The organism is Streptomyces sp. TLI_053, assembly GCF_900105395.1.
Classification (GTDB): Bacteria; Actinomycetota; Actinomycetes; order Streptomycetales; family Streptomycetaceae; genus Kitasatospora.
In genome coordinates this window covers 8,650,327-8,663,887 of the sequence record NZ_LT629775.1, presented here as the reverse complement: position 1 = coordinate 8,663,887, position 13,561 = coordinate 8,650,327, and the positions used below count along the sequence as shown (strand labels likewise).

Here is a 13,561-nt window from a genome sequence, read left to right as displayed (position 1 = left end):
GATGAACGGGCTCCAACTGGAGGGGATCATCGCCTACCCGGTCACCCCGTTCACCCCGGGCGAGGGCGGCGGCGTGGACGTCGACGCCCTCACCGCGCTGGTGGACCGGCTGATCGACACCGGCTGCCACGCGATCGCCCCGCTCGGATCCACCGGCGAGAGCGCCTACCTGGACGACCAGGAGTGGTACACCGCCGCCGAGGCCTCGCTCGGCGCGGTCGCCGGCCGGGTGCCCGCCGTGGTCGGTGTCGCGGACCTCACCACCCGGGGCGCGGTCCGGCGGGCCCGGTTCGCCGAACAGGCGGGCGCGGACGCCGTCATGGTACTGCCGCAGGCGTACTGGAAACTCGACGAGCGCGAGGTGGCCGGCCACTTCACGGCCGTGGCGGACGCGGTCGGCGTCCCGGTGATGCTCTACAACAACCCGGCCACCAGCGGGGTCGACCTCTCCCCCGAGCTGATGGTCTCGCTGGTCGAGCGGGTGGAGAACATCACCATGGTGAAGGAGAGCAGCGGCGACGTGCGGCGGATGCACCGGCTCGCACAACTCACCGACGGCGCGCTGCCGTTCTACAACGGCAGCAACCCGCTCGCCCTGGCGGCCTTCTCGGCCGGCGCGGCGGGCTGGTGCACCGCCGCGCCCTGCCTGATCCCCGGACCGGTCCTGGAACTCCACCGCGCCGTACGGGCGGGTGAGTGGGACCTCGCCCTGGAGGTCTTCCAGCGCCAGCTCCCGGTGCTGGAGTTCATCCTGGGCGGCGGCCTGCCCACCACCGTGAAGGCCGGTCTGGCCCTGCTCGGTCTGGACGTCGGCGAGCCGCGCCGACCGCTGCTTCCGCTGGACCCGACCGGGACCGCACGCCTCGCGGAACTGCTCGCCGCCGCGGGCTGAGCCGCCAGGACCGCGCCGGCCCCGGTACCGCCCCGGCGGTACCGGGGCCGGCGCGTGCGAGGGAGGGCGCGCGGCGGGCAGGGGTCGCGCCAGGGCAGGTCCGAGTCAGGGCAGGGTCGGGACGTGGTCGGCCGGACCGGACGGCTCGTCGTGGATGACCACGAGGATCGCGGCGGGCCGCCCGCCGGTGGAGCGGCAGCGGTGCGGCAGGGCGGAGTTGAAGTACACGCTGTCGCCCGGCCCCAGGGCCACGGTGCGCTCCGGGAACTCCAGCTCGGCGGTGCCCTCGTGGACGAAGAGGTACTCCTCCCCGGCGTGGGACTTGAACGGCGGGTCGGCGGGATCCGTCGGCGGGTGCATCATGAACGGCACCATCCGCTTGTCGGTCAGACCGGTCGCGATGCCCTCGTAGCGCGTGTCGCCCGGGCCCGTTCCGGCACCCATCGGGGTCCGCTCGTCGGCCCGGACCACAGTGATCAGTTCGGGCTCCACCTCGTCCGAGAACAGCCGGCCGACATCGACGTTCAGCGCGTGCGCGAGCTTGAGCGCGGTGGAGATCGACGGGTCGCTCAGGCCGCGTTCCACCTTGGACAGATAGCTCTTGGTCACCCCGACCCGCTCCGCCAGCGCCTCCAGGCTGAGCCGGTTCTGCTTCCTCAGCACCCGCACCCGGCTGCTCATGTGCCGCCCCTCACCACCTGCCGCCGCGGAATGGACCGGTCCAGTATCCCACCCGGGTCCGGCCTCCCCACCCGCGCCCACCGCCCCGCTCCCGTCCGCCTGCTCCCGGGGACCGGGCCACGGGGCCCGACGCACACGCCATAGGCTCGATCCCTCCGAGCAGAGGGACGGGTGAGCCGAGTGGGCAGGTGGGAACGGGCGCTGGACGCGGCCGGGGTGCGGGATGCCGGTCTGCGGGCCGACTACGGTCGGCAGCGGCAGCAGGTGACCCGGTACCGGCGCGAGGTCGCGGTGGCGGCCGGGCTGCTGCTGCCGGAGCGGACCGTCCCGCACGTGATCGCGGCGGCCGCGTTCATGCACCGGACCGACACCCTGCTCGACAGCGGCCCGCTCGCGGAACGGCGCGCGGCCGCCGACCGCTGGCAGCGCGAGGTGACCCGCGGCCTCGACGACGGCCGGACGGACGACCCCGAACTGCGGCCGCTGCTGCACAGCGCGGCCGCCCACCCCGAGCTGCGCGACCGGGTGCTGGACCACCTCGCCGCCGCGGAGGCGGATCTCGACTTCACCGGCTTCGACACCGAGGAGGACTACCAGCGCTACGTGGACGGGTACTCGCTGCCCGGCTTCATGGTCGTCGCCGCGCTGCTCGGCCCGGCCGGCGACCAGTCGGAGTACCGGGCCGCGTGCCGGACCTTCATCGACGGCAGCCAGCGGCTCGACTTCGTCAACGACCTCGCCGAGGACCTCGCGGAGGGCCGGCTGACCGTCCCCCGGGACCGGCTGGAGCGGCACGGGGTCACCCGGGCCGATCTGGAACAGGCCCGGGACCTGCCGGCGGTCCGGGAGCTGCTCGGCGGCCTGCTGGACGAGGCCGACCGCACCCTGGCCGAGGCCCGGACCGTGATCGGGCTGGTCCCGGCCGTCCACCGGCCGATGGTCCGCTGCATCGTCGGGGTCGAGGAGCTCACCGGGGCGGCGGCGCGCGCCGATCTCGGCGCGCTGCTGCGGCGGTCCGCGAGCCCCGCCAAGCCCGCCGCGCTGCGCCTGCTCGGCCGGGAGTACCTCCGGTTCCGCCGGGCCGCCCGTCAGGACCGCGGCTGACGGGCCGGCCGACGGCGGAACGGGCCGCCGCGCCCCATCGGCACCGACCCGTCGGAACCGGGCCCGTCAGCGTCAGGCCCGTCGGCAGCAGGCCCGTCGGTGCCAGGCCCGTCGGCGGCGGGACCCTCAGTGGCCCTCGAGGTCGTCCGGACGGACGGCGATGTGGTCGGGCGCCAGCTCGACGGCGACCCGGTGCTCCATTCCCAGCGCCTCCAGGAACTTCGCCGGGAGCTGCACCCGGCCGGTGCGGTCCAGCATCACGTACTCGGTCTCGTTGACCGACTCCTCGCCGTGCTCGTCGGTGAGGGTGCGGCGGAGCACCTCGCTGCTGGTGCGGCCGTCACGGATGGCGACGGTGCGGCGGACCTCCCCGGCCACCATCGGGTCGTGTGTGACGATCACCACCGTGGCGCCGAGTTCGCGGTTGACGGTGCGGAAGGCCTCGAAGATGCTCGCCCCGGTCTCCGAGTCCAGCTCACCGGTGGGCTCGTCGGCGAGCAGCACCGGCGGGTTGTTGGCCATGGCGACCGCGATGGCGACGCGCTGCTGCTGGCCGCCGGACATCTCGGTCGGGCGCCGGCGGGCGAGCTCGCCGATGTCCAGCGCCTCCATGAGTTCGGCCACCCGGGCCGCCTGCTGCCGGGACGCGGCGCGCGAGGACCGGCCGCCGCGCAGCTGCATCGGCAGGGCGATGTTCTCGGCGGCGGTGAGGAAGGGCAGCAGATTGCGGGCGGTCTGCTGCCAGATGAAGCCGACCACCTCGCGGCGGTAGCGCAGCCGTTCGCGGGGGGACATCTCCAGCAGGTCGCTGCCGGCCACGGTGGCGGTGCCGGCGGTCGGCACGTCGAGCCCGGCCAGGATGGTCAGCAGGGTGGACTTGCCGCTGCCGGAGGCGCCGACCAGGGCCACCAGGTCACCCTGACGGATCGTCAGCTCGAGCCCCTGGAGGGCCTGCACCTCGACGCCCTGGGCGCTGAAGATGCGGACCAGCCGGTCGCAGACGATGGCCGCGTCCGCGCTGTGCGCCGCGGGGCCGGCCGCGGCGGCGCGGGCGCGCTCCTGGAGTTCCTGGAAGGTGGGGGCCGGGGCGGTCTTCTGGTCCTGGGCGCTGCCGTTCACCGCGTGCTCCTCTCGTCGGCGCGGGGCCTCGTGGTCGTGGGCGTGGTCGGCGCGGGTGCGGCCGGCGTGGCTGCGGCCCGCCTTCCGGGGGTGTCCCCGGTCCGCGGCGGGAGGGTCATCGCTGGTCCCCCGCCCGGAGTTCGGTGGCGATCTGCCGGCGGCCGGCGATCAGCGCCTCGGCGACGACGCCCGCGGAGACGAGGGCGGCGAGGCCGACCGTCGGCACCAGCACCGGCGGGACGGCGATCCGCAGCCCGGGGGCGATGTCGGCGCCGACCAGGATCGACAGGTCGAAGGCGGGCCCGAGCAGGGCGACCGCGGCGACCGCGACCAGGCCGCCGCCGACGGCCGCGACCAGGGTCTGCGGCAGTGTCTCGATCAGGATCAGGGTCAGGCCCTGCCGGGGCCGCAGACCCATGGTGCGCAGCCGGGCCAGCAGCGCGGTGCGCTCGGGCGCGGCCCGGACCAGGGTGAGCAGGACGGCCAGCAGGGCGAGCGCGCCGGCCCCGAGCACGGCGGTCCAGAACAGCCGGGCCGCGGCGGCCTGGAGCGGGTCGGCGGCGAGCTCGGCGCTCAGGGCCGCGCTGGTGCGCACGCTGTAGCCGAGGGGCAGGCCGTCGCTCCCCCGGTCGGTCGCGACGGGGAATGCGGTGGCCCGCTGGGCGTCGGTGGCGATCTTCTCGCGCACCAGGCCCCGCAGCCGGTCCTGGTCGATGTCACCGGTGGCCAGCCAGAGGTTGGCGCGGCCGAGTTCGGGGGCGACGGTGACGGCCGGACCGGCCGGCAGGACGACGAACATCCGGTCGTCGCCCTGGAGCGCGGGGGTGCCGTCGACGACGCCGGCGGTGCGGGCGAGCAGTTCCCCGCCGTTGGGCAGCCGGATCCGGCGGGTGTCGCCCGCTCCGAGCCTGCGGGCGAGCGCGCTGGAGACCAGGGCGGGCACCGGGGCGTCCGCTCCGCCGGTGCCGCCCGCGAGCGCGGCCGGGTCGAAGGCGCCCCGCCCGAGCGAGCGGGAGATCTCCGCGTAGGCGACCGGGTCGGCGACCACGGCGAAGATCCGGGTGGAGCCGTTGCCGTCGATCACGAACACCTCGGTGTCGGCCCAGACCCGGGTGGAGGTGCGGACGCCCGGCAGCGCCGCGGCCGCCGCGGCGAAGTCCTCCGAGACCGGGACGCCGATCGGGACGACCACGGAGGCGTCGCCGCCGACGGTCAGCCGGGCGGCGTGGACGCGTTCGGTGTCGACGGCCCCGAGCACGGTGGAGCCGAAGCCCGCGGTGGTGACGGCGAGCAGCAGGGCGATCAGGGGCAGGACGGAGGGGCGGGCCCCCTCGGTGCCGCCCCGGGCGGCGCGGGCGAGGCCGAGGAAGCCGATGGCGCCGGGGCTCCGGGTGGCGATCCGGGCGAAGACGCCGAGCAGCAGCGGCTGGAGGCGGGCGAGCAGCAGTCCGCCGGTGAGGGCGAGCAGCAGGGGCGCGGCGACCAGCAGCGGGTCGATGTCCGCCCCGGCCGGGGCGACGCCGCGCCGGCGGACCTCGACGACGGCGGTGACCGTCAGGGCCAGGACGGCGAGTTCGCCGGCCAGGCGGCGCCGGCCGTTGCCGGCCCGGGGCCGGGACCAGAGCCGGGCGGCGCGCAGCGGCAGGGCGAGCAGGGAGAAGAGCGCGACGGCGGTGCCGGCCAGGACGGCGCCGCCCCAGCGCGGGGTGGGCAGCAGCCACAGGGCGAGCACCCCGGCGAGGACGGCGGGCAGCAGCACGGTGACGACGCCCTCACCGAGCAGTCGGCCGACGACGCCGGTCCGGGAGCCGCCGCGGGCCTGGAGCAGGCGCAGTTCGGCGGCGCGACGGTCGCCGGCGAGGGCGGCGGCCAGGCCGAGCACGACCAGACCGACGCCGGCCAGACCGGCCGGGCCGATGGCGGCGAGCGGCGCGGTGGCCTGCTGCCGGGCGGTGGCCTTCTCCAGGACGCCGGGCAGCGGGGAGGTGATCTGCAGGCCGACGCGGTCGGTGACCTTCGCCAGTTCGTTGGCGGTGTGCCCGGTGAGGTAGGAGGCGAGCTCCCGGTCGGTGGTCGCGAGCCGGTCGGCGCGCAGCCGGTCGACGTCGACCGGGATCCGCCAGAAGTCCTGGGCACCGGTCTGCCAGGCCTGGATCGCGTCGAGCGCGCTGCCGTCGACGAGCGCGGTGAAGCGCCAGAAGGCTTCGGGGTGCTTGCCCTTGGTGAAGTCGAGGCAGGCCTGCACGGGGCAGGAGAGCTCGGTCCAGTACGGGTCGTCGCGGTCGACGGCGTCCAGGATGCCGACCACCTCGGCCTTGGGCGCCCGGTCCTCCTGGAGGACGTCGGGGGTGTTGAGGACGTCGCCGAGACGGATGTTGAGGGTGGTGGCGACCTCGCGGACGAGCGCGATCGGGACGGGTCCGCCGCTCTTCGGAGCCTCCGGCCAGCGGCCCTCGGCGAGTGTGGTGTGCTCGCGCAGGCCCTGGACGTAGAGCAGGCCCATCTCGGGGTCGGCGTGTTCGGGGCGGGCGAGCCAGGGGTCCGTCAGGGTTCGCGTCTTGCCGCTGCGAGCGCCGTAGACGAGTCCGCCCGGGGCGACGGCGAGGGTGGGGCCGACGTGGGAGGCCAGCAGGCCGGCCGCGTCGTCGAGGCCCTTGGCTCCCCCGGAGCGTGTGGCGGAGGCGTAGATGCTGGTCGCGACGGTGCCCCGGTCGTGGAGGTAGTCGCGCAGGCCCTGGTCGGCGGCGCGGTCGAGGACCCGCGGGAAGGCGGTGGCCAGGAAGACCGTGCCGAGCGCGAGCACGGCGGTGAGCAGGGCGGCGAGCGGGGTGGCGCGCAGCCGGGTGCGGACCCACGGGGCCGGGCGGTGGCCGGCCCCGGTGCCGGTGCCGTGGCCGGTGCCGGTGGGGCGGGGGGCGGTGGTGGCGGCCGGGCCGGTCACATCTCCTCCAGGTGCCGCAGGCGCTGGGCGACGTCCCGGCGACGGCGGCCGCCGAGCAGGGCCGACAGCAGGGGGACGGCGGAGATCGCGACGGCCAGCAGCGCGGCGGTGCCGAGCGGCAGGGCCACCAGGGCCTCCGGGACGGGGCGGCGGGCCGCCGGGGTGAGGACGACGAGGGGCACGATCAGATGGACGATCAGGGCCCCGAGGGCGAGCCCGACCACGCTGCCGAGACCCACCAGGACGGCCTGTTCGGCGGCGGCCGTGCGGACCAGGCGGCGCCTGGGGGCGCCGAGGGCGAGCAGCAGCGCGGAGTCGCGGGAACGCTGGCCTGCGGCGGCGGCCCCGGCGGCACCGAAGCCGATCGCGGCCAGCACGGTGGTGACGACGGCGATGGCGGCGAGGGCGTTCTGCGGGGCCGCGCTGAGCGGGTCGCCGAGGAGGTCGGCGGCGACCTCGTCGCGGAGCTGGAGCCCGGGCGCGCCGGGGGCGGCGCGCAGTGCGGCGGCGGCCTGGGCGGGGGTGCGGTCGTCCGGGCCGGTGGCGGGCAGCCACCATTCGGCGGGGGCGGGTGTCTCCCGGCCGTCGGCGGCGAGGGCCCGGCCGACCGTGCCGAGGTCGACGAGCACCGCGTTGTCCCCGACGACGGGCAGCGAGGCGACTTCTCCGGTGATCCGTACCGGCACCGTGGTGAGACCGAACGGCACCCGGACGGTCGCACCGACGGCGGAGCCGGTGGCGGTGAGGTAGCCGCGGGTGGCGACGCCGGCGATGGCGGCCGGGGGGACGGCCGCGGCCGGGGTGATGACGGCGCGCCGGTTGTTGAGGGCGTCGGCGCCGACGCCGAAGCGCACGCCGAGCAGCCGCCGGTCGTCGGAGCCGCCGGGCACGACGTCCACACCGACGGGGCGCGCGGCGGAGTCGCCGGTGCTCCAGTCGAGGCCGGCGGGGACGGCGGCCGGGACTCCGGGGTCGGCGGGGCGGTCGGCGGCGGCGAGCCGGCGGACCGTCAGTTCGCCGGCGTCCTTGGGGCCGAGGGCGAGGGTCAGTCCGATCACGGAGAGCGGCGCGGACACCGAGCTGAGGCCGCCGTCGGTGAGTCGGGCGAGGTCGACGGTGGCGCGGCCGTCGCCGGTGCCGGGGATGCCGGTGACCGGGGCGACGAAGGAGAGGTTGTGGCCGTCGCGGAGCAGCAGCCAGACCTCCGGGGCCTTGGGGGGCGGTGCCGTGTCGAACAGGTCGTCGGGGCCCGGCGCGGGGCGCGGGGCGGGGGTGAAGGTGACGTCGACGTCGATCCGCTGCGGGCGTCCGGGCAGCGTGATCCCGGTCGGCGCGCCGCCGGCCGGGGTGTCGACGAGCGGGGCGAACAGGCTGTTCGGGTCCTGCCCGTCGAGGAGGTCGGAGCGGATCGGGACGCGGGCGGCGAAGGCGGCGGCGTCCAGGGCGAGGACCTGGCCGTGGGTGCCGTCGGGCAGCGACTGCTCCTGCCGGGCGACCGGGAGGATCCGGTCACCGCCGGGCAGGGCGGTGAAGCGGCTGCCCTGGCCGATCGCGGCGGTGTGGGCGCCGTGGATCCGCAGGCCGCCGGCGGTGGCGAAGGAAGCCTGGTCCTGCTGGGAGGCGTTCCAGGTGTCGTGCTGGCCGAGTGCCAGGACGCCGGTGGAGACGCCGAGCACCAGCAGCAGGACGGGCCCGCTGGCCTGGCCGGGCCGGCGGGCGAGCTGCCAGCCGACCAGGGCGGGGCCGAGGCCGCGGCCGCGGGCGGCCAGCCGGGCGCCGAGCCGGGCGACGATCGGCAGCAGTCGCAGCACGAGCAGGGTGCCGGCACCCAGGGCGAGCGTGGGGGTGGCGACCAGGACCGGGTCCAGACCGAGGCGGCCGTCGGAGTCCGGGGACAGCCCGCCGTTGTACTGGGAGAGTTGCTGGTAGGCGAGGACGGCGAGGCCGAGCAGGGCGAGGTCGGCGCCGGAGCGGGCCGCGCCGGCGGCCATGGCCTGGCGGCGGCCGGCCCGGCGCAGTACGGCGCCGCCGGCGCCGCGCAGCAGGGCGGGGACGGCGGCGAGCAGGACGCAGCCGAGGGCGCAGGCGATCGAGACCGGCCACAGCGTCCAGTGCAGCGAGGTGTCCAGCGGGACGTGGCGCAGCGGGCCGAAGCCGCCGAGGACGCGCAGCAGCGGCGGGGTGAGCAGGGGTGCCAGCAGGGCGGCGGGCAGCGCGAGCAGCAGTGCCTCGACGGCGGTGTAGCCGCCGAGCCGGGTCCCGGAGGCGCCGCGGGCGGCGAGCAGGGCGTTCTCGGCCTGCTGGCGGCTGGCGATGAGGTGGACGACGAGCAGCAGGGCGGCCGAGGCCAGTACGACGAGTTGGAGCGCGCCGATCAGCAGGGTGGACCGGGCGACCATCGCTCCGGAGTCCAGCTCCCGCAGCAGGTCGGGGAGTTCGGTACGGGCGATGAGTCCGGCGTTCCGGTTGAGCGTGTCGCCGGCCGGGGCGACCCGGTCGCGGACGGCGTCCACGGCGGCGGTGCCGACGCCGGTGAAGTCGGCGTCGATCAGCCAGCTGCGGCCGTTCTGGGGGATGCCGCCGGCGGCGAAGGCGGTCTCGTCGACGAGCAGCGGGCCGTAGGTGGTGAAGCCGCCGGAGAGGATCTCGCGGCCCTGCACCGGGTCGAGCCGCCAGTAGAGGTCGGCGGGGTCGTTGGCCCGGTAGGCGCCGGTGACCCGGACCACCAGCGGGGGGCCGCCGTAGCGGTCGGTGAGCCGGACCTCGGCGGGCAGGGCCTCGGGGGTGAGGCCGAGGCGGGTGAGCACGGACCTCGGGACGGCCGCCTGGACCGGGCCCGGCGCACCGGGGGCCGCGGCCGCGGGCCAGCTACCGGCGAGGAGTTGGACGTACTGGCGGTCGACGGCCGCGAGCAGGGTGAGGTCGTCGGCACTGGCGCCGCCCGGCTGTGCGCCGGCGGCCGTCGGGGCGGCAGCCGTCGGGGCGGCGGTCGTCGGGGCGGCGGAGGGGGCGGCGGAAGTGCCCGTCGGGTTGCCGGCCGGGTTGCCCGTCGGGTTGCCCGTCGGGTTGCCCGTCGGGGCAGCCTGCGCGCCGCCCGCCGGTCCGGCCGGCAGGCCGTAGGAGCGGCTGCGGGACAGGCCGCGGGTCTCGGCCGGCAGGTCGCCGAAGAGCGTCCGGGCGTAGTCGGCGACCGCCGCGTCGTCCTTGCCCTTCCGGTCCAGCCCGTGCTCGGAGTTGACCACCACCGTGGTCCGCGGGTGGCCCGTGCCCTGCAACGCCTGTCGCTGTCCGATCTCGCCGACGGTGCGCTGGAAGGCGACCAGCGCCGTGAGCACCGCCGTCGTGATCAGTACGGTGAGCAGGGCGGCTGTGGCCAGGGGCAGTCGCCCGCGCAGACGGCGCATGACAAAGCCGAGCATCCCGATCCTCCCCCGGTCGTCAATGGTGTCCGCGCCGCATCCGGTCCGGGCAGGTGTCTCGCCTGCGCGGACGGGCCCCCGGGGCGCTTTCGTCATGGTGATCACCGGCGCTTGATCACCGGATAGCGGACGATGCTTTCAGATCCGGTCAAGGAAGGGAAGGGACTTGCGCGAAGGATGTAAGTAATGAGCAAATGCTGCGCATCGCATCCGTAGCGCCGCACCGTGACGGCCGACGGTGCGTCGGCCCGCGATTCCCGCGAAGCCATGAACACTTCAAGTACGACGCCTGAAGAACACCGCGAAGAACACCCCGGCCGGCCGTCGGCAGAACCCGCCGGGGAACTCCCAGGGGGACGCCGCATGACTCAGCAACCGGCCGGCACCGACAGCACGCCCATGGTGGCCGTCACCGAGGTCCACCGCAGCTTCGGCACCGGCGAGCGCGCCGTGCACGCCCTGCGCGGCGTCTCCTTCACCATCGGCCGGGGTGAACTCACCGCCCTCAAGGGCCGGTCCGGCTCCGGCAAGACCACCCTGCTCAACCTGGTCGGCGGTCTCGACGCCCCGACCGGCGGCACCATCACCCTGGACGGCACCGACCTCGGCGGCCTGGACGAGGACGGACGGCTCGCGCTGCGCCGGGACCGGCTGGGCTTCGTCTTCCAGTCCTTCGGCCTGCTGCCCGTGCTCACCGCCGCCGAGAACGTCGGCATCCCGATGCGGCTGCGCAAGGTGCCCGCCGCCCAGCGCGAGGAGCGCGCCCGCACCCTGCTCGCCCTGGTCGGGCTGGCCGACCACGCCAACCAGCGTCCCGGGGAACTCTCCGGCGGCCAGCAGCAGCGCGTCGCCATCGCCCGGGCCCTGGCCAACGAGCCCGACCTCATCATCGCGGACGAGCCGACCGGCCAGCTGGACTCCGAGACCGGCCGCTCGATCATGGAGCTGCTGCGCGCGGTGGTCCGCAGCGAGGGCGTCACCGTCCTGGTCGCGACCCACGACCCCAACCTGATGGAACTCGCCGACCGCGTGGTCGAACTCCGCGACGGCCGCGTGGTCGAGGAACCCGCCACCGTCGCCTGAGCGTCCTCCCGCAGTGTCCAGCTGCCCCCCTGCGGCATCCCGGTCGGCGGCGATTGCCCGCGGACCGAGGGCCGACCGGGAAATTCCCGGGGAATCCGGCGGGAGCGCGTCGGGGAACGCCTTTCGGGAATGCGCCGGGGAATTCCCGGGCGGGTTCCCGGCGCGTGCCCGGCGGATTCCCCGGGACGCGCTCCGGGGATTCCCCGGAACACGCTTCCAAGGCGCCCGGCACAGGGGGAACCGGAACGGGCCGGCCCCACCGGGAACGGGGCGCGACACGTCCGCCGGCCCCCGTCCGCGCTGCCGACGACCCGGCCGCACTGCCGGGCGGCGGTGCGCGCGCCGGAGGCACATCGGCCACCGTCCGATCGGCACCGGCCCCGCACCTGCCCGCGTTCCGGGCCGACGGCCGGAGGCGGTCCCTCCGCACGGGCACGAAGGATCCGGCTCGCGAAGGTCCGACGAACTCCCGCTGATCACTCGGCGAATTCGCTCGCGGGCGCGCCGCCCTGGGACGGCGCCCCGAAATTCCCCGGGCCGCATCCCGTATTTCGGCAGTCACCGGTGCGGCACGGCTCCCGCCGCTCCCGCCCGGTCGCCCGGTCGCCCGGTCGCCCGGGGCGACCGGGGCGACCGGGGCGACCGGGGCGACCGGGGCGGATCCGTGCGGTACGACAGCAGGAGCGGTCCGGCACGGATCCGGACCGCTCCCGCCGCCGCCCCGCGAGCGGCGGTCAGGGCTGCGCGGTGAGCCGGAAACTCTGCGCGGCGGAGTTGTCGCAGGTGCGCTGGACGAGTTGCACGGAGTCGGTGGCCGCCGTGGTGGCGACGGCGAGGCACTTGCCGCTGTGGCGGGCGACGAAGTGCTGGGTGCCGCCGGCCTCCGCGACGGGGCGCCACTGCTGGTTCGCGCCGCCGCCGTAGGCCCACAGTTGCAGGGGCGCGTTGTCGGCCGTGGCGACTCCGGTGACGTCGACGACCTGGCCGGGGTCGTTGCGGGCGGCCAGCCGGACGTAGCCGCCGTCGGTCGCGGCGAGCCGGAAGTGCTGGGCGGTGGTGCCGTTGCAGGTGTACTGCTGGATCGCGGTGCCGTTGGCGGTCGAGGCGGAGCGGGCGTCGACGCACCGGCCGTTGGCCCGCGAGGTCAGGCTGTACCAGGGGTCGGTACCGGCCGGCGCCCGGCCCAGCCACTTGAGCGCGTCGACCAGCATCCGGTTCTGGACGGCCGACGCGAAGGTGGACGAAGTCCGGGTGTTGGTGGCGTAGTTCATCGCGTTGTGACCGAAGTTGGCGTACAGCATGCGGTACTGGGTGTTGGTCCAGACGATCGGGTAGTCACCGCCGTACCAGGTCTGGTTCGGGTCGCTGCCGAGCGGGAAACCCGACGGGTCGACCGAGGCCAGCACCTTGATGTCGGGGTTGGTGCGGAGGTCGTTCGCCCAGGAGTACCACTCGCTGACCGCGGAGGTCCAGGTCGGCGGCAGGGACGCGGCAGCGGGGTGGTTGCCGTTCTCGGTGCGCAGCACGGCGGTCGTCGGGCCCCAGGTGTTGGAGCGGAAGTTCCCGCTGCCGAGGAAGCGGTTGTAGTACCAGTCCCAGCCGGCGGCCTCGGTCGCGAAGGCCGACACGTGGAAGCCGAGCCAGGCCCCGCCGCCGCGCATGAACCGTTCGAAGCCCGCGCGCTGGGCGGCGGTCTGCGGGGCGTCGTCCAGGAACAGGACGACGTCGTACGCGTCGACCCCGCCGTTGGCCAGCAGGTTCCAGTCGGTGGTGGCGGTGTAGGTGAAGTTGTTGGCCGCCGCGGTCCTGGGGAACCAGTCGTTGGCCTCCTTGTCGAAGTCGATGTGGGCGGCGTCCCAGGTGCCGTTGTAGAACGCGATCACCTTGAAGTCGGGTGCCGTGGGGGCGGCTTGGGCGGCGGAGCCGGTCGGGGCGAGGATGCCGAGCAGGAGGGCGAGCAGGGCGAGGACGGCCTGCGGCAGCCGTCCTCGGACACGGTGGCGCGGCATGGGGCTACTCCTTCGGTGGGGGCGGGCCGGCCGGAGCGGGGCACTGCCGGAGCGTTCCCGGCCACGGCGACGGACGTGCCGGTGTGGGGAATCGAGCGCGAGGTGCGGGGAACTGGCGGCGGGGGGTGCGGGGAGCTGCGGCGCGGGGAGCGGCGGCGCCGGGCCGGGGCAGCCGTCGGGCGAACACCGGCCGAGGGAACGCCGGCCGAGGGCCGGCCGGGCCCGGTCGTGGCAGGCGCGTCGTCACCCTTCGTGCCGCGAACCTAAAAGGTCTGAACCAGATGAGTCAACCCCCAGGCCTTCAGTTCATGAA

8 protein-coding genes are annotated in these 13,561 nt (G+C 75.8%); 3 read left to right on the top strand and 5 right to left on the bottom strand.

Going from position 1 to position 13,561, the window contains the following annotated elements; all coding sequences use genetic code 11:
- The first annotated feature begins 1 nt into the window (after window position 1).
- On the top strand, window positions 2-892 hold the full coding sequence (locus tag BLU95_RS36065; protein WP_093863690.1) for a dihydrodipicolinate synthase family protein: 891 nt from the start codon (window positions 2-4) through the stop codon (window positions 890-892).
- A gap of 105 nt (window positions 893-997) precedes the next feature.
- On the opposite strand, the gene BLU95_RS36060 is transcribed toward BLU95_RS36065, so the two are convergent.
- Window positions 998-1,573 carry a helix-turn-helix domain-containing protein gene (locus BLU95_RS36060; protein ID WP_093863689.1) on the bottom strand — a complete coding sequence of 192 codons (576 nt, stop codon included), beginning with the start codon at window positions 1,571-1,573 and terminating at the stop codon, window positions 998-1,000.
- A gap of 180 nt (window positions 1,574-1,753) precedes the next feature.
- On the opposite strand from BLU95_RS36060, the gene BLU95_RS36055 reads away from it, so the two are divergent.
- Entirely contained in the window at window positions 1,754-2,677 is a 924-nt protein-coding gene (locus tag BLU95_RS36055) for a phytoene/squalene synthase family protein (RefSeq protein WP_093863688.1), read from the top strand.
- Window positions 2,678-2,803: 126 nt separating this feature from the next.
- Here BLU95_RS36055 and BLU95_RS36050 read toward each other — a convergent pair whose 3' ends face one another.
- From BLU95_RS36050 to BLU95_RS36040, 3 genes are all read right to left on the bottom strand, one after another.
- Window positions 2,804-3,796, bottom strand: coding sequence for an ABC transporter ATP-binding protein (locus tag BLU95_RS36050; protein ID WP_093863687.1), 993 nt, complete (start codon window positions 3,794-3,796; stop codon window positions 2,804-2,806).
- Between the two features lie 115 nt (window positions 3,797-3,911).
- A complete protein-coding gene (locus BLU95_RS42685) occupies window positions 3,912-6,737 on the bottom strand; it encodes an FtsX-like permease family protein (protein ID WP_093863686.1) in 2,826 nt (941 codons plus the stop codon).
- On the bottom strand, window positions 6,734-10,156 hold the full coding sequence (locus BLU95_RS36040) for an FtsX-like permease family protein (RefSeq protein WP_159425141.1): 3,423 nt from the start codon (window positions 10,154-10,156) through the stop codon (window positions 6,734-6,736). The genes BLU95_RS42685 and BLU95_RS36040 overlap by 4 nt, the downstream gene beginning before the upstream one ends.
- A gap of 363 nt (window positions 10,157-10,519) precedes the next feature.
- On the opposite strand from BLU95_RS36040, the gene BLU95_RS36035 reads away from it, so the two are divergent.
- On the top strand, window positions 10,520-11,239 hold the full coding sequence (locus BLU95_RS36035) for an ABC transporter ATP-binding protein (protein ID WP_093863684.1): 720 nt from the start codon (window positions 10,520-10,522) through the stop codon (window positions 11,237-11,239).
- Between the two features lie 734 nt (window positions 11,240-11,973).
- Here the strand turns inward: BLU95_RS36035 and BLU95_RS36030 are convergent.
- Complete coding sequence (locus tag BLU95_RS36030) at window positions 11,974-13,248, bottom strand: ThuA domain-containing protein (protein ID WP_093863683.1); 1,275 nt, start codon at window positions 13,246-13,248, stop codon at window positions 11,974-11,976.
- Between the last annotated feature and the right edge of the window lie 313 nt (window positions 13,249-13,561).